General features: G+C 70.7%; 18 protein-coding genes. 11 read left to right on the top strand and 7 right to left on the bottom strand.

The genetic code is table 11. The features are described 5' to 3' along the window. Positions 1-204: 204 nt before the first annotated feature. From OIE53_RS20825 to OIE53_RS20835, 3 genes are all read left to right on the top strand, one after another. Entirely contained in the window at positions 205-453 is a 249-nt protein-coding gene (locus OIE53_RS20825) for a hypothetical protein (protein ID WP_327023204.1), read from the top strand. Then, on the top strand, positions 446-688 hold the full coding sequence (locus tag OIE53_RS20830) for a hypothetical protein (RefSeq protein ID WP_327023205.1): 243 nt from the start codon (positions 446-448) through the stop codon (positions 686-688). Before OIE53_RS20825 ends, OIE53_RS20830 begins: the two co-directional genes overlap by 8 nt. A 460-nt stretch (positions 689-1,148) precedes the next feature. Continuing rightward, complete coding sequence (locus tag OIE53_RS20835; RefSeq protein ID WP_327023206.1) at positions 1,149-1,955, top strand: HAD family hydrolase; 807 nt, start codon at positions 1,149-1,151, stop codon at positions 1,953-1,955. 87 nt (positions 1,956-2,042) lie between these two features. Here OIE53_RS20835 and OIE53_RS20840 read toward each other — a convergent pair whose 3' ends face one another. Beyond that, positions 2,043-2,789 (bottom strand): oxidoreductase, encoded by a 747-nt coding sequence (locus OIE53_RS20840; protein WP_327023207.1) that lies wholly within the window; start codon positions 2,787-2,789, stop codon positions 2,043-2,045. A gap of 329 nt (positions 2,790-3,118) precedes the next feature. Between OIE53_RS20840 and acs the strand changes: the two genes are divergently transcribed. The 3 genes from acs (at position 3,119) to OIE53_RS20855 (ending at position 8,867) form a co-directional block, all read left to right on the top strand. After that, on the top strand, positions 3,119-5,113 hold the full coding sequence (gene acs / locus OIE53_RS20845; RefSeq protein WP_327023208.1) for an acetate--CoA ligase: 1,995 nt from the start codon (positions 3,119-3,121) through the stop codon (positions 5,111-5,113). Positions 5,114-5,393: 280 nt separating this feature from the next. Continuing rightward, positions 5,394-7,799: an immune inhibitor A domain-containing protein gene (locus OIE53_RS20850; RefSeq protein ID WP_327027307.1), complete on the top strand. Its 2,406-nt coding sequence runs from the start codon at positions 5,394-5,396 to the stop codon at positions 7,797-7,799. A 135-nt stretch (positions 7,800-7,934) separates the two neighbouring features. Continuing rightward, complete coding sequence (locus OIE53_RS20855) at positions 7,935-8,867, top strand: alpha/beta fold hydrolase (protein ID WP_327023209.1); 933 nt, start codon at positions 7,935-7,937, stop codon at positions 8,865-8,867. Here the strand turns inward: OIE53_RS20855 and OIE53_RS20860 are convergent, their stop codons facing one another. Continuing rightward, positions 8,868-9,233: a hypothetical protein gene (locus OIE53_RS20860; RefSeq protein ID WP_327023210.1), complete on the bottom strand. Its 366-nt coding sequence runs from the start codon at positions 9,231-9,233 to the stop codon at positions 8,868-8,870. Beyond that, positions 9,230-12,217 carry an SseB family protein gene (locus tag OIE53_RS20865; protein ID WP_327027308.1) on the bottom strand — a complete coding sequence of 996 codons (2,988 nt, stop codon included), beginning with the start codon at positions 12,215-12,217 and terminating at the stop codon, positions 9,230-9,232. The genes OIE53_RS20860 and OIE53_RS20865 overlap by 4 nt, the downstream gene beginning before the upstream one ends. 155 nt (positions 12,218-12,372) lie before the next feature. On the opposite strand from OIE53_RS20865, the gene mycP reads away from it, so the two are divergent. Continuing rightward, on the top strand, positions 12,373-13,593 hold the full coding sequence (gene mycP / locus OIE53_RS20870; RefSeq protein WP_327023211.1) for a type VII secretion-associated serine protease mycosin: 1,221 nt from the start codon (positions 12,373-12,375) through the stop codon (positions 13,591-13,593). 124 nt (positions 13,594-13,717) lie between these two features. On the opposite strand, the gene OIE53_RS20875 is transcribed toward mycP, so the two are convergent. Together OIE53_RS20875 and OIE53_RS20880 are read right to left on the bottom strand one after the other, a co-directional pair. Continuing rightward, positions 13,718-14,011 carry a WXG100 family type VII secretion target gene (locus OIE53_RS20875; protein WP_327023212.1) on the bottom strand — a complete coding sequence of 98 codons (294 nt, stop codon included), beginning with the start codon at positions 14,009-14,011 and terminating at the stop codon, positions 13,718-13,720. A 21-nt stretch (positions 14,012-14,032) separates the two neighbouring features. Beyond that, positions 14,033-14,353 (bottom strand): WXG100 family type VII secretion target, encoded by a 321-nt coding sequence (locus OIE53_RS20880; RefSeq protein WP_327023213.1) that lies wholly within the window; start codon positions 14,351-14,353, stop codon positions 14,033-14,035. Between the two features lie 245 nt (positions 14,354-14,598). On the opposite strand from OIE53_RS20880, the gene eccE reads away from it, so the two are divergent. The 4 genes from eccE (at position 14,599) to rarD (ending at position 18,410) form a co-directional block, all read left to right on the top strand. Next, positions 14,599-16,407, top strand: a complete 1,809-nt coding sequence (gene eccE, locus OIE53_RS20885; protein WP_327027309.1) for a type VII secretion protein EccE — start codon at positions 14,599-14,601, stop codon at positions 16,405-16,407. 60 nt (positions 16,408-16,467) lie between these two features. Then, positions 16,468-16,854 (top strand): phage holin family protein, encoded by a 387-nt coding sequence (locus OIE53_RS20890; protein ID WP_327023214.1) that lies wholly within the window; start codon positions 16,468-16,470, stop codon positions 16,852-16,854. Positions 16,855-16,996: 142 nt separating this feature from the next. Further along, positions 16,997-17,437, top strand: a complete 441-nt coding sequence (locus OIE53_RS20895) for a GNAT family N-acetyltransferase (RefSeq protein ID WP_327023215.1) — start codon at positions 16,997-16,999, stop codon at positions 17,435-17,437. A gap of 52 nt (positions 17,438-17,489) precedes the next feature. Next, positions 17,490-18,410, top strand: a complete 921-nt coding sequence (gene rarD / locus OIE53_RS20900; RefSeq protein WP_327023216.1) for an EamA family transporter RarD — start codon at positions 17,490-17,492, stop codon at positions 18,408-18,410. 6 nt (positions 18,411-18,416) lie between these two features. Here the strand turns inward: rarD and OIE53_RS20905 are convergent, their stop codons facing one another. After that, entirely contained in the window at positions 18,417-19,109 is a 693-nt protein-coding gene (locus OIE53_RS20905; protein ID WP_327023217.1) for an anti-sigma factor family protein, read from the bottom strand. Beyond that, positions 19,106-19,600, bottom strand: coding sequence for a sigma-70 family RNA polymerase sigma factor (locus OIE53_RS20910; RefSeq protein WP_393341778.1), 495 nt, complete (start codon positions 19,598-19,600; stop codon positions 19,106-19,108). Before OIE53_RS20910 ends, OIE53_RS20905 begins: the two co-directional genes overlap by 4 nt. Positions 19,601-19,780: the final 180 nt, after the last annotated feature.

The following is a 19,780-nucleotide window of genomic DNA, read 5'->3' on the forward strand; positions in this document are numbered from 1 at the left end:
GGATCGCCCGCTGGCCGGCGCATGGCCCGGCGGTCCTGCCTGGACCGTGCGGGGTCCGGTCGTTCGGTCGCCTGCTGAGGCTGGCCCGGGGTGGGTGCTGGCATGGGACCGCGACCCGAACGACGGTCCCGACTGAGCCCGCCCGCCCCGGTGCCTCGCAGGCCGCAACCTCGTCCGCCGAGTGTTCCGAATCCGGGTGACCTGGTGTTGCTGGACGGTCGGGCGTCGGTGCAGTTCGGCGGGGACCGAGCGCTGTGGCTGCGGGTGTCCTCGATCGGGGATCGACCGGCGTATGACGGCTGGGTGTGGCTCACCGGCTACGCCATCAACCCGCGGACCGGGGCGGCGATGGCGCGGCGGGAGGTCTTCGCGCAGATCGCCGGCCTCCAGATCAACCCCATACCCGCCAGCCCGGCGGGAACGGTACGGCAGACGAGGAGGCGTGGTGTTTGACCTACGGGTACGACTCGGCGCGGTACTGCGCATCGAGGCGGCCGACCGCTACCGCCCCGCCGACGGGCCGGTGATGCTCCGGGTCACCGGGGTTCGCCTGGTGCTCAACCGGCCCGAGCGGGAGCAGTGGATCTGGGTCGAGGGCACCAAGGTCACTCCGCCCCACCAACGGGGTGAACGCACGCAGGTCCTCGTACCCACGCGGCTGTTCGCTCCGAAGGGTGAGACGCGGTGACCACGTACCTGTCGGGTGCGGTGCGGGACCAGCTACGGCCGCGCGGACACAGTTCGACCTGCACACCCCGTCGGATAGGGGCGCTGACGGGATCGGAGACGAGCTGTGACCTGCGGGGTAGCGCTTACCTACCAAAGGGACGACCCCCGTCGGGGGGAGACGGGGGTCGTCGAGGTTCGGCTCCGGGGGGGTCGAGCCGAACCTGCTCAGCGGTCACGGGGGGTGCAACCGCCGAGAGTCTGCGGGTCGTACGCGATATGAATACTCGTTCTGTGGACAAGTCTGCCTGAGTGAGCCTGGGTACGTCGAGTGGTGTAGCCTCACTCCCCGCGAAATCCTGTTCGCAGAGTGTGACCGCGGTCACCGTCCGCAAGCATGGTGAGGGCTGCCCCGCAGGTCCGAGGAGGTTCGACCCCCGGGCACCCGCCGACCATAGACCATCGGGCTAGACTTTCGCGCCGTGGGCCGAAGTGCCGCTTTCTTCGATCTGGACAAGACCGTCATCGCCAAGTCGAGCGCCTTGGCGTTCGGGAGGCCGTTCTACCGGGATGGCCTGATCACTCGACGCGATGTGGTCAAGTCGGCGTACGCGCAGCTGATGTTCCGGCTGGGCGGCACCGACGAGCAGACCATGGCCCGTACCCGGGATTATCTTGCCGCCCTCTGCAAGGGCTGGCAGGTGGAACAGGTCCGGCAGATCGTCGCCGAGACCCTGCACGAGCTGATCAACCCCTATGTGTACGCCGAGGCCGCCGCCCTCATCGAGGAGCACCAGGCCGCCGGTCGGGACGTGGTGCTGGTCTCCGCCTCGGGTGAGGAGATGGTGCGTCCGATCGGGGCGCTGCTCGGGGTCACCGATGTGATCGCCACCCGGATGGCGGTGGTGGACGGCCGGTACAGCGGTGAGGTGGAGTTCTACGCGGCCGGGCCCAGCAAGGTGGAGGCGGTCAACGAGCTGGCCGCGGAGCGCGGCTACGACCTGGCTGACTCGTACGCCTACTCCGACTCGTACAGCGATCGACCGCTGCTGGAGTGCGTGGGGCACCCCAGCGTGGTCAACCCGGACCGGCAGTTGCGCCGGCTGGCCGTTGAGAACGCCTGGCCGGTGCTGGAGTTCCGGCATCCGATTCCGTTGGGCCGTCGGCTGCGGGAGCGGCCGGGGGTGCCGGTAGCCGCTGCCGCGCTAGGGGTGGGTGTCGGGGTGGCGATCGGCATCGCCTGGTACGGCCGACACCGGCGCACCCGCGCCTCGACCACCCCGGCCTGACCCACCACCCGGCCCGAGCCCACCCGACAGCCCGGCCTGAGCCGCCACCTGGCCTCAGCCCACCCCGGCCACCCCGGCAGCCCGGGTTCAGCTTGCGGCCAGGACCTCGTCGCCGATCTCGGTCAGCTGGTCGGCGCCCACCTCGACGGCCGCCATGTAGTGGCGCAGCCAGGACCGGAGCCCGTCCGGGGTGCCGGTGGCGAAGGCTCCGGCGGCGCCGACGTATTCCGGTTCGCGCTCGCGGTGGCCGACATCGATCGCCAGCAGGCCCCGCGGGTCGAAGCCGCTGGAGAGCAGCACCAGGCGGGCGGCGCCTCGGGCCACCACCCCGGAGGGGCCGGCGAACGGGCGCAGGTTGAGCAGTTCCCCGTGTACGACGGCGGCCAGCACCAGCGGCGGGACCTTGGTGCCTCCGGCGACCAGCCCGACTAGGGCGTCCAGGCGGGCGGCGACCACCGGATCCTCGACCGGGCGACCCAGTTCGGCGGCCTCGACCATTTCCCGGCCGGCCAGTACGTGCAGTTTCGCCAGTACCTGCCGGGGGGCTTTGGTCCAGCGGTCGCTGAGCCCGGGCAGCGCTCCGGCCACCCGCAGCGCCCCCTGGAGCACCGGGTCGGTCACCGTACCGGCCCGGACCGCTTCCCGCTCGTGGACCCGGCCCTCCAGGGCGGCGCTGGCGACTGCGGAACGCAGGCTCACTTCGGCGGCGACCTGGCCACCGTGGCGGCGCAGCGCCCGGTGACCTAGGGCGGTGTCGAAGCGGGTCCGGGCCTGCTCGACGGCCTCGGTGATGTCGGCGAGCGCGAGCAGCGGTGCCAGCGGGTCGGTCGTCACCCCGTCACGCTATCGAGCCCGCCGGTCGGCCCGCGCCGCAGTCACCGGCAAGGCGACGGACACCACCCGTACGCCGTGGGGTTCCTCCGACCAGGAGGGGTCGGCGGCGTTCATCGGGACCGTTTTGCACCTCGGCGCGCGAGAGGGTCCGTTGGGCGACGGAGGCGGGTGGCTTGCGTCGCCATGGTCGTCGGCCCCGACTAACCTGCCCCGGAGAGGCGCAGGTCACCCGACGACGAGGAGCACCGCATGAGCGAGGGCCAGCGAGCGAATCATCAATGCAGCGCCCAAGTGCCTCATGGCAGCACGCAGCGAAGCGGAGGGCTGGCATGAGCGAGGCGTTGGCCAATCTGCTGAACGAGACCCGCCAGTTCCCGCCGCCGGCGGCACTGGCCGCCGAGGCCAATGTCAAAGCCGAGGCGTACGCCGAGGCCGAGGCGGACCGGCTGGCCTTCTGGGAGCGCCAGGCGGGGCGGCTGGCCTGGGCGCGGCCGTGGGACCAGGTGCTGGACTGGTCGAATCCGCCGTTCGCCAAGTGGTTCGTCGGCGGGCAGTTGAATGTGGCGTACAACTGTCTGGATCGGCATGTCGAGGCCGGTCGGGGCGACAAGGTGGCCATCCACTGGGAGGGCGAGCCGGGCGACACCCGCACCATCACCTACGCCGACCTGCACCGGATGACCTGCCAGGCGGCGAACGCGCTGACCGACCTGGGGGTGGTCGCCGGTGACCGGGTGGCGATCTATCTGCCGATGGTCCCGGAGGCGGCGGTCGCGATGCTGGCCTGTGCCCGGATCGGCGCCACTCACAGTGTGGTGTTCGGCGGGTTCTCGGCGGAGTCGCTGACCAACCGGATCCAGGACGCCTCCGCCAAGGTGGTGATCACCGCCGACGGCGGTTACCGGCGGGGCAAGCCGTCCGCGCTCAAGCCGACCGTGGACGAGGCGGTGGCCAACTGCCCGTCGGTGGAGCATGTGCTGGTGGTCCGCCGGACCGGGGAGCAGGTCGACTGGTCGTCGCGGGACCACTGGTGGCACGAGACCGTGGAGCAGGCCTCGACCGAGCACACCGCCGAGGCCTTCGACGCCGAGCACCCGCTGTTCATCCTCTACACCAGCGGCACCACGGCCCGCCCGAAGGGCATCCTGCACACCACCGGCGGCTACCTGACCCAGACCTCGTACACCTCGCATGCGATCTTCGATCTGAAGCCGGAGACGGACGTCTACTGGTGTACGGCGGACATCGGTTGGGTGACCGGCCATTCCTACATCGTGTACGGCCCGCTCTCCAACGGCGCGACCCAGGTGATGTACGAGGGCACCCCGGACACCCCGCACAAGGGCCGGTTCTGGGAGATCGTCGACCGGTACGGGGTGACCATCCTCTACACCGCCCCGACCCTGATCCGCACCATGATGAAGTGGGGCGAGGACATCCCCGCCGGGTACGACCTGTCCACCCTCCGCCTGCTGGGCAGCGTCGGTGAGCCGATCAACCCCGAGGCGTGGATGTGGTACCGGCAGCATGTCGGGCGGGGCGAGCTGCCCATCGTGGACACCTGGTGGCAGACCGAGACCGGCAGCATCATGATTTCGCCGCTGCCGGGGGTCACCGCCGCCAAGCCGGGTTCGGCGATGACTCCGTTGCCCGGCATCAGTGCCGACGTGGTCGACGACCAGGGTCAGTCGGTACCCAACGGGGGTGGCGGTTACCTGGTGCTGCGGGAGCCCTGGCCCTCGATGCTGCGCACCATCTGGGGTGACGACAACCGGTTCATCGAGACCTACTGGTCCCGGTTCGGTGCGGGTGCCGGCGGCACCGGCGGTGATGAGTGGATCTACTTCGCCGGTGACGGGGCGAAGAAGGACGACGACGGGCACATCTGGCTGCTCGGCCGGGTGGACGACGTGATGCTGGTGTCGGGGCACAACATCTCCACCACGGAGGTGGAGTCGGCGCTGGTCTCGCACCCCTCGGTGGCCGAGGCGGCGGTGGTGGGTGCCACCGATCCGACCACCGGCCAGGCGATCGTCGCCTTCGCCATTCCGCGCGGCACCGCCGACGTCGCCGGCGAGGCGGGTGAGCAGCTCATCGCCGATCTGCGCAACCATGTGGCGAAGACCCTGGGCCCGATCGCCAAACCCCGGCAGATCATGCTGGTGCCGGAGCTGCCGAAGACCCGATCGGGCAAGATCATGCGGCGGTTGCTGCGGGACGTGGCGGAGAACCGTTCCCTCGGTGACGTGACCACCTTGCAGGACTCCTCGGTGATGGAGTTGATCGCCTCCGGCATGGGCGGGAGCAAGTCCGACGAGGACTGACCTGTCGTACCCCTCGACGGGTGGTGGTCCGGTGCGGACCGCCACCCGTCGATGTCTGTCCGGACCTGCACGGATGCCGGGTGGACCCCGGCGAAGGTTGTGACAGTGAGCAGACCTGTCGGCAATTCACTGCCATAAAATCGATGGCTACCCCTTCCCAGGGGCCCCACTAGTGCCTAAGTTCACCAGTGGCCCCATCCGTAGGGGCCGATCTCACCGGCTTGCCACCCCTGATGGGCCGGTTCCCTCAATTCGGAGGTACCACGTGCGGAAAGTCGCAGTGGGTCTGCTCGGGCTTTCGATGACGGCGGCAGGGCTGACGGTCGGTGCTTCGGCCTCCGCCGCGCCGATCGCGGAGCCACCGACGGCCGCGCCGTCGATCGCCGAGCCCGCCCATGCCGAACATGACCTGCCGAACCCACTGGAAGAGAAGCGTCGCGCCCTGCGTCAGGAGGGCCTGAGCGAGGTGCTCTCGGGCCGCGTCAAGACCGAACGGATCAACGGCAGCACGGTGGCCAAGGTCGGTGACCGGGCCGTCCGTGGTGGTAAGGCCGGCCGCAACGCCAAGACCCCCAAGGGCGGCAAGGGGCCCACCGAGAAGCAGTACGTCGAGCTTTCCCGGGAGAAGACCGACCAGATCTTCGTCATCCTGGCCGAGTTCGGCGACGAGCGGCACCCGAACTACCCGGACCAGGACACCGACCCGGATGTTCCCGGCCCCGCCCGGTTCGACGGGCCGCTGCACAACCAGATCCCCCAGCCGGACCGGCGGGTCGACAACTCCACGGTGTGGCAGCCGAACTACGACGCCGATCACTTCCGCAAGCTCTACTTCGGCACCGCTCCGGGCGACGAGTCCGTGAAGCAGTACTACGAGGCGCAGTCCTCGGGTCGATACAGCGTCGACGGCGTGGTCAGCAACTGGGTCAAGGTCAACTACAACCAGGCCCGGTACGGCCGCTCCAACGGCTACCCCTGTGACTCGATCGTCTGCTCCAACGTGTGGGCCCTGGTGCGCGACGCCGCCAACCAGTGGGTGGCCGACCAGAAGGCCGCCGGCCGCACGGACGCCCAGATCGCCGCCGACGTACAGGCCATGGACCAGTGGGACCGCTACGACCACGACGGTGACGGCGACTTCAACGAGCCGGACGGCTACATCGACCACTTCCAGATCGTGCACGCCGGTGGCGACATGGCCGACGGTGACCCGATCTACGGCGAGGACGCCATCTGGAGCCACCGCTGGTACGCGTACGCCTCCGACCAGGGTCGTACCGGCCCGCCGAACTTCCCGGCCGGCGGCACCCAGATCGGCGACACCGGCATCTGGATCGGCGACTACACCATCCAGCCGGAGAACGGCGGTCGCAGCGTCTTCTACCACGAGTACGCCCACGACCTGGGTCTGCCGGACGACTACAACGTCCTCAGCGGCGGCGACAACAACAACGAGCACTGGACCCTGATGGCCCAGAGCCGCCTGGGTGCCAAGAACGACGGCGGCATCGGCGAGCGCGGCGGTGACCTGGGTGCCTGGAACAAGCTCCAGCTCGGCTGGCTCGACTACGAGGTGATCGTGGCCGGCCAGAAGCGCACCCTGGTGCTCGGTCCGCAGGAGTACAACACCAAGGAGGCCCAGGCCGCCGTGGTGGTGCTGCCCGAGCGGGAGTACACCTTCGAGAACGGTGCACCCTTCGAGGGCACCAAGCAGTTCTTCTCCGGCAACGCGGACGACCTGAACAGCACCATGACCCGGACCTTCGACCTGACCGGGAAGTCGTCCGCGACCCTGTCCATGAAGGGCCGCTACAGCATCGAGGCGGAGTACGACTACCTGTTCTTCGAGACCTCGATCGACGGTGGACAGACCTGGACTCCGCAGCCCGGTACGGCCGACGGCCAGCCGCTCAAGGAGATCTCCCCCGGTCGCTTCGCCCTGGACGGCAGCTCCGACGACGAGTGGGTGGACGTCACGATCCCGCTGGACGGGGTGGTCGGCAACCAGGTCGGGTTCCGGCTGCGGTACCAGACCGACGGTGCGGTCTCCGAGGGTGGTTTCTTCGGTGACGCCGTAACCCTGACCGCCGACGGCGCCACGGTCTTCACCGACGGGGCCGAGGACGGCGGGGCCGGCTGGACCCTGGCCGGTGGTTTCGAGGTGGTCGAGGAGACCTACACCCGTAAGTTCGCGAACTACTACATCGCGGGCACCCGGCAGTACATCTCGTACGACAAGTACCTCAAGACCGGCCCGTACTTCTTCGGGTACGCCAACACCAAGCCGGACTACGTGGACCACTACGCGTACCAGGAGGGTCTGCTGATCTCGTACTGGAACACCCGGTGGGCGGACAACGACACGTTCGCGCACCCGGGTGAGGGCCGGAACCTGATCATTGACTCCCGGCCCCGGCCGATCTACAACCTGACCGGCCAGCCCTGGCGGGCCCGGATCCAGGTCTACGACGCGCCGTTCAGCCTGAAGAAGGCGGACTCGTTCACGCTGCACCTCAACAGCCAGCCGCAGTACATCCGCGGCCAGGCGGCGCAGCCGCTGTTCGACGACACCAAGCAGTACTGGTTCCCGGAGCTGCCGAACCACGGCGTTAAGCTGCCGGCCACCGGCACCAAGATCAAGGTGTTGGAGCAGAAGGGCCTGAACACCAAGGTTCGATTCTCCTGAGTGACCGCACGACCACACGATGCCCCGGGCAGCTCACCTGCCCGGGGCATCGCCCTTCACCCGGCGAGGGTCGCGCCGGACACCACGCACGCCGTCGCAGGGGCCTACCAGCGTCGGGGTCCTAGGCTGTCGGACATGACCGAGCAGCGTGGCGGAGCCATCGACGAGTCCTGCGTCCTCACCGAAGGGCCGTGGACGCACCGGTTCGTCGGCGCGAACGGCAGCCGGTTCCATGTCGTGGAGGCGGGCACCGGTCCGATGGTGCTCTTCCTGCACGGCTTCCCCGAGCACTGGTGGGCCTGGCACCGGATGCTCCCCATGGTCGCCGACGCCGGTTTCCGCGCGGTCGCGGTAGACCTGCGCGGCTACGGCGCCAGCGACAAACCACCCCGGGGGTACGACGGATACACCCTCGCCGCCGACGTCGCCGGGACGATCAGGGCACTCGGGGAACGCTCGGCGACCGTGGTCGGGACCGGGGCCGGGGGCATGGTGGCCTGGACGGTGGCGTCCTTCCATCCCACCCTGGTACGCCGACTGGTGGTGCTCGGTGCCCCGCATCCGTTGCGGCTACGGGCGGCCATCTTCGCCGATCCGCGTGGGCAGTTCGCCGCCTCCACACCCACCCTGAAGTTCCAGCTACCCCGGTACGAACACGTCCTGGCCAAAGATGACGGGCGGGCGGTGGAGGAGATCCTGCGCCGCTGGGGTGGCCCCCGCTGGGTCGCCGGCCCGGACTTCGCCGAGTACGCCCGGCAGTACCGGCGGGCCATGCAGATCCCGCAGGCGGCGTTCTGCGCGCTGGAGGGCTACCGCTGGGCGTTCCGGTCGGTGCTGCGGCTGCACGGCTACCGGTTCGTCAAGCTGATGCAACGGCCGCTCGTCGCACCCACCCTGCAACTGCACGGCGCACTGGATGTGGCCTCCCTACCCCGTACCGCCCAGGGGTCGAGTCGCTACGTCAGCGGGCCGTACGAGTGGCGGCTGCTGGACGAGGTCGGCCACTTCCCGCACCTGGAGGCCTCGGAGCTGGTGCTGGGCGAGATCCTGCGCTGGGCCAAGTCGTGATCAGACCCGCTGCTCGCGCAGGTCGGTGACCTCCCCGGCCGGCGCCCACCCCTGGTAGACCCCGAAGTCGAAGGCCTCCAGCCGCAGCGCCTGCGCCACCGGCCAGCGGCCACCGGTGTACTCGACCCGCAGCCAACCCTCGTGCTCACCGAGCACGATGAAGGGCTGTCCCTTCCAGGTGCAGGTCGTCCGCACGTACGCCAACTCTTCGACCTCGGCCATCGGCACCACCCGGAGGTACCGGCCGGGCCGCACCTCGGTGAAGCCCTCAGCCGGCTCCGTCTGGTACAGCCGCACCTCACCACCGTCCGGGCTGGCCTGGTACTCCCGGCCCCGCCAGCGGGCCACATAGCCGTCGCGGGTCACTGCGCACCGGCCTCACGCCAGGCGACCGTGTCGGCGTCGAAGACGGCGATCAGCCGCTCAGTGCCGTCCGCGCCCAGGCGCAGCAGTTGCGCGCCGTGCGGCAGCCGGACACTGTCCACCTTGAACTCGGCGAGCACCTCGCTGCTCTCCCCGGGGGCGAAGCCGTTGCCACGGAACGGCGGGCGTTCGATCACCCAGCCCTCCATGGCCCGCATCGCGGCCTCGTTCTGCCCGCCGTAGGGGATGCGGTAGAGACTCGGCCGGTACGCCGGCCACCGCAACACGTAGATCTCCTCGGCGTCCGCCGCGAAGGGTGACTCCGCATGGTGCAGACCGAGGGCGCGGTAGAGCTGGGCGGGGGTGGTCAGGTGGGCCAGTTCGGTGGCCCGGTGCACGAAACCGGAGACCCGGTCGTAGCCGCGTTCCAGGTAGAAGCCCAGTTGGCTGGGCGCGATCGCCTTCTGCATCACGATCGGTCGAGTCGGGTCGGCTGCGGAGGCCACCTTCGGCGGGCTGCTGGTGGCGGCCGACTTGTCAACGCCAGGTTCCGGCTCGTTGTCGTCACCGAGCCCGAGTTCGGCCGCCCAGTTGGCCAGCCCGACGATCTGCTCGCCGGGCAGCTTCGCCCCGACCGGGGTGCCAGGATTGACCGCGAAGGACCAGGACAACTGAGGCCAGGACCGAATCAGCTGTACGAAGCGGACCGTCATCGTCTCGGCCGTCTGGTCGCCATGGTCGGCGAGTCGCTGCGGCGAGGTGTAGGCCACTACGAAGGTCTGGTCGTCCAGTTCCACCGTCGGCCAGACGTACCCGGGGTCACCGGGACGGCTGCCCGCAGCGGAGTCCGGGGAGATCGGCAGGAGGACCCGGGCCAGCAGCAGTGTCGACAGGAAGGTGTCGGTCTTCGCGGCCCCCGCAGCGGCGAGCAGCTCCTCCTCCACCTCGTTGGCCGGCTCGAACCCTGCCGGCGCCGGGGCGGGCTCCTCCGCTGGCGACACGGTGGCCGGCTCCGGAGTCGGCGTCGCGGCGGTGTTCTCGGGCTCAGGTTCGGTGGTGACCTTGGGCGAGGGGTCGAACAGTGAGGGCTCGGTCGCCGGCACCGGCGCGGTCACCTCATCCGCCACCGCCGGAACCGCCACCGTGGGCTCCGCCTCGACCGGCGAGATCGGCGCCGTCGGCTCCGCCCCCGACGGGGACAACGCCACCGTCGACTCCGCCTGCGACGGGAAGAAGGTCGTAGTCGGATCCGCCTCCACCGGCTCCGTCTGCGACGGGGACAACGACACGGTCTGCTCCGCCTGCGCCGGGAAGAGCGTCGTCCGCTCCGCCTGCGACGGGGACATCGCCACCGTCTGCTCCGCCTGCGCGGGGAACAACGTCGTCGTCGAATCCGCCTCCACCTGCTCCGACTCCGCCTGGGACGGGGACAACGACACCGTCCGCTCCGCCTGCGCTGGGAAGAGCGTCGTCCGCTCCGCCTGGGACGGGAAGAAGGTCGTCGTCGGTTCCGCAGGCCTCGGGGGGATCGGTGCCGTCGGTTCCGCCTCTGTGGGCCAGGTTTGCGGTGCCTCGGTGGTCGGGGGCAGGGTCGGGTCTGCTTCGGAGGTCTGGCGTTGGGGGGTACCGGGCTCCGGGTGCTGCTGCGCGGGCGACGCGGCAGTCAGATCCCGGGCCTCGATGATGGTGCCCTCTATGACGATCGGGGTGAACCCGCGCCGGGGCGCGGGCGGGGCGGAGACCGGCTCCGCCGCCGACGTGAGGGTCTGCTCGTCGCCCTCGGTCGCTTGGCGGCGGGGCAGCGACTGGGTCTCTGCGGTCGGGTCGCCTGGCACCGAACCGGTCAGATCGGTCGGCGCGGTGGACCACAAACGCTGGGTGGGTTCCGGTGCGGGGTCGGCCGGGGGCCGCAGCGGCTGGGTCGCTTCGCCGTTCACCTCGGGCCGGGTCAGACCGCCGGTCTGGGTGTCCTGGCTGAAGTCGAAGGCTCGGGTGGTGCCGTCGGTAGTCGACTCCGGGGAGGGGCCACGGCGGGGGAAGGGCTGCCCGGTGCGGGAGAACCGGGAGGGTGCGGTGACCCGCTCGCTTCGGGAGGGCGTTCGACCGGAGGCCGGTTCGAAGAAGGACCGTCGGGGCTGCTGGTCGGCGGCCTGACCGTTGGCCGGGGCTCCGGCCTGCTCGGGGGTGACCGGTCGACCGGGTGTCTCCCCGGGCGGGGGCATGGGCCGGCGCGGCGTCAGGTGGCCCTGGCGGTCTCCCCAGTGGCTCTCGGTGGCCTCCGGACGCACGCCACCGGCAGGGTCCGGGCGCGGGAGGCCGGGCCGGGGTTCGGCGACGCTCGGTCTGAGGTGACCGGCGCCGGGATAGCCCGCTGCCTGACCGGCGGGGGGTTGACCGGGCACTCGGGTGCCCGCACCCGGCGCGGTTACCGCGACGTCGGGGAGTTGAAAGGCGGCCGGGATCACCGGCGGAGGCGTTTCCGGTCGGCTAGGCCGGAGCTGGGCCGGTGGCGGAGTGTTCGCGGTCGGGCCGGATTCGCGTAGCCGACTCATCGCCTCGACCCGCTCCAGCCTGGCTCGGGCACCGATCGTCCGGCCGGGTAGCCGGACGTCACCCCGGGAGAGCTGAGCGACGTACCAGGCGGGCAGGTAGCCCTCGATCGGCAACCCGGGGTTGACCGCCAACCACCACTCGTGGTTCGGCCAACCGATGGCCAGTTCGGCGTAGCCGGTGCGGCGGGCGGACCCGCCGTACTCGCCCAGGCAGGCCCGCATCGCCTCGACGGAGGTGAAGGCCAGGACGTGCGTACGCCCACCGGTGGTCCAGGTGCCCCAGCCCGCAGGCGCCGATCCGGGGCCCGTCGGCGCGGAGATCGGCAGGAGCAGTTCGATGCTGGACAGGATGCGGAAGTAGAGCTGTTGGTCATTGCTGCGTAGTGCGTCCCGCAGCGCAGCTTCCGCCTCGGTGGCCGGCTCCCAGTCGGTCACGGCCACCCCCTCCTCCCGGGCCCAGGCCATAGGTGTCGGTTACAACCTACAAGGTCACATCAAGATCACAATGACAAGGCTGGCTGGGATCCACCGCCGTTTCGTCCCAGGCGATAACATCCCGTTCCGGTGTCGACACGATACGGAGGCGGTCGATGTCCCGGTACGCTCGGCATCCCCTTTTAGCGGGTCTGACCGCCGTCCTGTTGCTGGCGGCGGATGCGGTCGGGGCCGGGACGGCTGTCGCCTCGGCCACGACCGGCAGGGCGCCGGTTTGCGCGGCGCCACTGGCGCCGGCCCGGCCGGTGTCCGCGGTCCCCTGGCCACAGCAGCGGTACGCACCCGAGCGGCTGCACTCCTTGGCTACCGGATCGGGAGTGACCGTGGCGGTGGTCGACTCCGGGGTGGATCGACATCACCCACAGTTGGCCGGCCGGGTACTCACCGGCACCGACCTGCTCGATCCCGGCGGGGACGGCACCCGTGACTGCGTCGGCCACGGCACCGGGGTGGCGAGCATCATCGCCGCCGCACCCAGGGACGGAAGCGGCCTGCGGGGACTGGCACCGAAGGCCCGCATTCTGCCGGTACGAGTCAGCGAACAGCAGATAGTGGACGGTCAGGGGGCAGGTCGTACGGTGGCCCCGGCCGACTTCGCCCGGGCGATCCGCTGGGCGGTGGACAACCGCGCCGATGTGGTCAACCTGTCCGTGGTCCTGTACGCCGACCATCCGGCGGTACGCGAGGCGATCGGCTACGCCCTGGCCCGGGACGTGGTCGTGGTGGCCGCCGTCGGCAACCTGCACGGCAGCGGTGATCCCCGCCCCTATCCGGCCGCGTACGAGGGGGTGCTCGGGGTCGGTGCGGTCGGGGCGGACGGTGTCCGGGCCGACTTCTCCCAGGTCGGATCCTATGTCGATCTGGTGGCACCCGGCTCGGAGGTGCTGATGGCCGCTCCCGGGCAGGGCCATCATCGGGCCGAGGGGACCAGCTACGCCGCGCCGTTCGTGGCCGCCACGGCGGCCCTGTTGCGCGAGTACCGCCCCGAGCTGAGCGCCCTGGAGGTGGCCGACCGGCTCAAGGCCACCGCCGACCCGGCCCCCGGCATCGGGTACGGCGCCGGAGTGCTGAACCCGTATCGGGCGGTCACCGAGACCACCACCGGCCGGGTCACCCGCCCTGCCCCGGTCATCGCCCTGCCCGACGAGGAGCCCGACCCCGCGCTGGTGGCCCAGCAGAACCGGCGAGCCGCCGCCCGACAGCGGGCCGTCCTGCTGGCCACCACGGGCGCCGTGGTGGTGGTCGGCATAGTGCTGACCGCCCTGATCGTGCCTCGGGGTGCCCGACGCCGCTGGCGCCCCGCCGACCCCGCCTGACGACCACCCCGCCCGCCAACCGGGGAGCCGGGACAGCCTGCGCCCGGGGACGGGTGCCGTGCTCGACCATTGCCTGACGCGCGGCGACGCCGCCCGAACGAACGGGCGGCGTCGCCGCTGGTGGTCACCGGAACAGGCCGACGTTCTTCTTCTCGGTGTCGAGGTAGTCGGCCGCCGACTCGTCCACCGCCAGCTTGATGTCACGCAGCATCGCCTGGAGGTCCTGGGAGGCGTTGCGCCAGCGGGCCTGCCGCTGCTCGTACGCCTGCTGGGCCTCACCGGACCAGGTGGCCACCAACGGGGCGGCGTCCCGTTCCAACTGGCCCAACTGCGAGTCGAGCGTGTTCAACGCCCGCTGGATGTCCGCGCTGGCCTGCTGCAGCGCGGCGAAGTTGACGACAAGCACACCGTGCTCCATCGAATCCCCCTGGATCGTGGTCTAGAGCGGCAACTGGATGCCGCCGCGGTTGGTGGCGGACACCCGGCTGGCCGCCTCGGCGTCCGAGGCGTCGTAGTGCGTGCCGGCGGTGCGGATCGCCCCTGCGGTCTCGCGCAGCGCCCGCTGCAAACTGGCCTGGTCCTGCGCCCACTGCTGTTTCACCTGCTCGAACGACCGGCCACCGGCCCCGCGCCAGGCCTGCTGGAGAACCTCCAGTTGGGTCAGCAGCCCACTGAGCATCGACTGCAACGACTGGTCCGTCTGCTCGAACTTCGCCGCGGTCTGCTGCATCACCGCGGCCTGCGCCTGGGTCTGGGACACCCCGACATCTCCTTGTCTGCTGGGTCGTGGCTGGCCCTGCGAACATCACGCACCCACCGGCACCGAAAGGGGCTAGCGGGCCGTGGGATCGGACCAATGACGTCTCGTCGCTGACGGTAGCGGCACCATCGCTGTTGTGCTACCCCGTCCCGTTCCCCTGTGGACAACGCTGATCCCATCCACTCACTACGATGGGCGGCAGCCGGGTTGCGGCGGGTGACCGGCCGAGGAGGGGTGCGGTGGCGATGACAAGCCTGCCGACCACGGTTGCTCCTGCCCTGGCCGACGGAACGCCCGAGCAGCGCATCCAAGCTGCCGCCACGACCACCGGGCGCGGGGACCACTGGCGAGAGCCTCGGCCTCGGGCCGGACAGGTCGTGACCACGCAGGTGGCGCTGGCCGTGGTGGTCGCCGCCTCGGGCCGGGGCCCGGTAGCCCTGTCGGCCGCTGCCGTGCTGGCCGCAGCCCTGCTGCTGCTCGCCTGGGGCCGGATCCGTCAGCGGTGGCTGTACGAGTGGTCGGGCATCGGGCTGGGTTATCTGACCCGGCGACGCGCGCTCACCACGCCGGGGGGACCGGCGGCCCTGCTCGATCTGGTCGCCCCGGACACCGTGCGTCATCCGGCCGATCTGGCGGGCTCCTCCGCGGTGCTGTTCGACGACCCCGGTGGGGTGGTGGCCCTGCTGGAGATCGGCGACCGGGCCGACCTGCTCGGCGACGGCGGGCGGCACCTGCCCTCGCCCGCCGCCCTGCTACCGGCCGACTCCGACCAGGCTCCGCCGGTACGCATTCAGCTGGTGCTGTCCGCCTCGGCGGCTCCGGCGATCCGTGCCGGCGGCGGCCTGTCCGCCACCTCATACCGCCAGTTGACCCATGGCCGGCTGGCCGGCTGGGAAAGGGGGGTGCTGGCCGTACGGGTGATCCGGGCGGAGGGGTGGTCGGAGGAGGCGTTACGGCGAACTCTGGCCGGCACCGTCCGCCGGATCATCCGCCGTTTCGGCCCGTTGTCGATCCGACCGCTGGGCGAGCCGGCGGCGCTGCGGGTGTTCGCCGAACTAGCCCACCATGACGGGCGACCCGTTCGGGAGTCCTGGCAGGCCGTGCGCTGCGGTGGACTGTTGCAGACCACGTTCCGACTGCGTCGGTGGCCCACCGCGGAGGGTGGAGGCCAACTGGTGCCACGGCTGTTGACCCTGCCGGCGACCGCGGTCACGGTGTCCCTGCACGCCGAGCCGGGTCCGACCGAGGGCCTGACCGTACGGATCAGCGCCGCAACCCCGGCCGAACTCTCCGCCGCCGCGCGGGCGTTGCGCGGGCTGGTGACGACGGCCGGTGGCATGGTGCGGCGACTGGACGGGGCTCACCTCTGCGGCTTCACGGACACCCTGCCACTGGCCCCGCCGGTTCCGGCCACCCTCGGGGACGGGTCCGAGTTGGAGTTGCCGTACGGCTCAGCCGGCCTGGTGGTGGGGGCCAACCGGCACGGCGATCCGGTCACCGTGCGGCTGTTCCGGCCGGAGAGCACCCGGGTGATGATCGTCGGCGGGGTGCGGGCCGCCCAACTGCTGACCATGCGGGCGATGGCCCTTGGCTGCCGAGTGGTCGTCCAGACCACCCGACCCCAGGCCTGGCAACCGTTCGTACGCGGGGTCGGCACTCCGGGTGAGACGATCCCGCTGGTTCCGCCCGGCAGGCCGGTGGAGACCGAGCCGGGTACCCCGCTGTCGCCACTGCTGGTGATCCTGGACGCCCCGCCGCCCACCGGCGGTCCCCGGCCGGGTGCGGCCTGGCAGACCACCCTGCTGGTACGCGACGAGTTGACCCCGGCGGACGCGGATGCCCTGGGCCGGTCCGACCTGGCCCTGCTGCAACCGTTGAGTCCGGCCGAGGCCCCGATCGCCGGGGCTGCCCTGGGGCTCGGTGAGGCGGCCGACTGGCTGACCCGGATCCGGCCGGACATGGTGGCCGTGGTGAACCGGCGGGCCCTGCGCTGGGTGCTGCTCGCCGGCACCCCCTTGGAGGCCCAACTGATCGGTCGTCCGTCGCGCACCTGAGACCGGCACAGCCGATCTCGCGGGTACCGTCCCTGGCCTGGTCGTGACACCATGCCGGCCATGGATTTCCTGAAAGGTCTACTGATCCGGGTCGGCGCCACGGCGGTGGCCTTCTGGCTGGCCACCCTGATCATCCCCGGCATCTCTCTGGACACGGAGTCGGTCAGCGAGACCGTGCTGACCCTGGTCCTGGTGGCGGTCATCTTCGGCGTGGTGAACGGGGTCCTCCAGCCGATCATCAAGACCGTGGGCTGCGGTTTCTACCTGCTCACCCTCGGCCTGATCGCCCTGGTGGTCAACGGTCTGCTCTTCCTGCTGACCGGTTGGATCGCCGACCAGGTCGGGCTGCCCTTCGATGTGGACGGCTTCTGGCCGGCCGCCGTCCTGGGTGCCCTCTTCGTCGGCGTCGTCACCTGGATCCTCGGCGCCATCCTCGACCGCGACTGACCCCCACCCCACCTCGGCCGCCAGCGCCGAGCCGACCAGCCGGACAGGTACCGCTCAAACGAGCGGTACCTGTCCGCTGTGCAGGCCAGATTGCGGGAGCTGCCTACCGGAGCCCACCTGGGTACGGACTACCGTCGCAGGGGTGTTCACGCTGACCCGCGACGACGGCTACACGATCAGCACCGATCCGGCCCGGCTGGATCTGGACCGGGTGCACCACTGGCTCAGCACGGACGCCTACTGGGCCCTGGGACGGGACCAGGAGACGGTGGCCCGGGCCTTCGCCGGCTCGATCGGTTTCGGGGTCTACCGGCCGGTCGACGGCCGCCAGGTCGCCGTGGCGAGGGTGATCACCGATCGGGTCACCTTCGGCTACCTCTGTGACGTGTACGTCGACCGGACCGAGCGCGGTCGCGGCCTGGGCACCTGGCTGGCGGGCGCGGTCCGCGACCATCTGGCCACCCTGGGGGTACGCCGGCTGCTGCTGGCCACCCAGGATGCGCACGGGCTCTATCAGAAGCTCGGCTTCACCCTGGTCGAGGCCGAGCGTTGGATGGAGCTGGACCGCCGCAACCAGCAGTGAGTCCGCTCACCGGCAAGGAGCAGGCGGGGATATCGACCCTTACCGTGTAGCCGTGACACCCCTGCGCCTCGGATATCTCTACGGGCTCGCCGCGTACCTGATGTGGGGATTCTTTCCCCTCTACTTCAAGCTGCTCCGTCCCTCCGGCCCGTTGGAGATCCTCGCCCACCGGGTGATCTGGTCCGTGGCCTTCGTCGCCCTGCTGCTCGGCGCGATGCGCAACATCGGATTCCTGCGGGCCCTGCTGCGCCGACCGCGCGCCCTGGCCGGCATCGGGGTGGCCGCCACCCTGATCGGGTTCAACTGGTTCACCTACATCTACGGGGTGAACTCCGACCGGGTGGTGGAAACCGCCCTCGGGTACTTCATCAACCCCCTGGTGGTGGTGTTGCTGGGGGTGGTGGTGCTGCGGGAACGTCTGCGCCCGGGACAGTGGCTGGCGCTGGGCATCGGCGGCCTGGCGGTGGCCGTACTCACGGTCGACTACGGTCGACTGCCGTACCTGGCGTTGATCCTGGCGCTCACCTTCGGCGGGTACAGCCTGGTCAAGAAGCAGCTCGGGCTGCCTGCCGCGGAGGGTCTGTTCGTCGAGTCGGCCGTGCTGGCGTTGCCCGCCCTCGGCTACCTGGGCTGGCTGGCGGCCACCGGTGAGGCGACCTTCGGGCAGGTCTCGACCGGGCACACCCTGCTGCTGGTCCTGGCCGGGGCGCTGACCGCCATCCCCCTCCTGCTGTTCGCCGGGGCCGCCAACCGGCTCCCGCTGACCGCCCTGGGGATGCTTCAGTACGTGGCCCCGATCCTCCAGCTGGGCTGCGGGGTGCTGATCTTCCACGAGCCGATGCCGCCAGCCCGCCTGGCCGGATTCGCGCTGGTCTGGCTGGCCCTGATCGTCTTCACCGTGGACGGGTTGCGCCAGGCCCGGCGTACCCGTCGCGAGCGCCCCGCCAAGGTGGTCCCGGCCGGCACCCCCTGACCCCACTCAGGGCAGGTCGTACGCCAGCACCACGGTGCCGTCGGCCCGGATCAGTTCCAACCGGACCAGTTCGGCGTTGGTGAACCGGGTGGCCCCGCTGATCCGCAGGTCGTCCCCGGGTGCGGCCAGCCAGGAGCCGATCTGCTCCTGCGACCCGTCGGCGGCGTGGGCCACCAGCCGGAAGGCGTTCGCCTTGCCGTAGCCGGAACGCTCGTCGTACCCACAGGTCATGGTGACCTCGGTGCCCCAGTTGGTGCCGGTGAGCCCGATCTCGGCGTGCAGGGGCACCGCACCCGCGACCGGACGCATCTGCACCATCCGCACCTGGGCCACCGGCCCGGTCGGCGCCGGTTCGGGCAGCATGGTGGCCGTGCCGAAGCCGATGACCAGGGCGAAGGCGGCAGCGGCCAGGCTGATGACGGCGTACCGCAGGCGGTTGGCCTGCCGCTCCCGGCGCCGCCGCTCCCGCGCGGCGCTGAGCAACTCCGGCACCCGGGGGTTCTCCGGCAGCGGCAGGAACTGCTCCAGGCTGGTCGGATCCAACCGGCCGAGCAGACCGGGCAGCACGGCGATCTCCGAGACGGACTGCTGGCAGGCCGGGCAGTCGACCAGATGGCGTTCGTAGGCCGCGCGGTCCGCGGGAGACAGGGCACCCAGGACGTACGCCCCATCGTCGTAGGCGAAGTCGCAGCGGCTCATCCGGTCACCCCCATCTCGGCAAGCACCAACCGTAATGACCGTAGGGCGTAGTGGGTGCGAGACTTCACCGTCCCCGGCGGAACACCCAGCCGGGAGGCCGCCTCCGCTATCGAGCGGCCCTGGTAGAAGCATTCGACCAGCACGTCCCGGTGGGAGGGACTGAGCCGGTTGAGCGCCTCGGCCACCGTCCACGCCTCGACGGCACGTTCGGTCTCGTCGACCACCTCAGGCGGTTCGGGAAGCTCGTCGGTGTAGATCTCACCGACCCGGGTGGAGCGGCGTCGCCAGGCGTCGATGGCCAGGTTGCGTGCGGTCGTGAACAGCCAGGCCCGTACCGAGCCGCGACGCGGGTCCAGCGACTCCGGGTGGCGCCAGGCCCGCAGCAACGTCTCCTGAACCAGGTCCTCGGCGCGCTGTCGATCGCCGTTGACCAGCCGCAACGCGTGCGCGTAGAGCGCGTCGGCATGTTCGTCATGCAGGGCGCGCAGCAGATGGGCGTCGTGGTCGCTGATGATCCTCTCCTCGCTCTCGACGGGAGCGGGCTCGGCGTTACGACCGTTGGTACGTGCAGTCACCCCGAAGAGTTCAGTCGCAGCTCAAACCTGGGGTTGGGCGGGGAGTGTCAAGGCCGCGGCCGATCCCAGCGCACCGCCGCCTTCCCGCCAGGAAGG

This window comes from Micromonospora sp. NBC_01739, assembly GCF_035920385.1.
Classification (GTDB): Bacteria; Actinomycetota; Actinomycetes; order Mycobacteriales; family Micromonosporaceae; genus Micromonospora.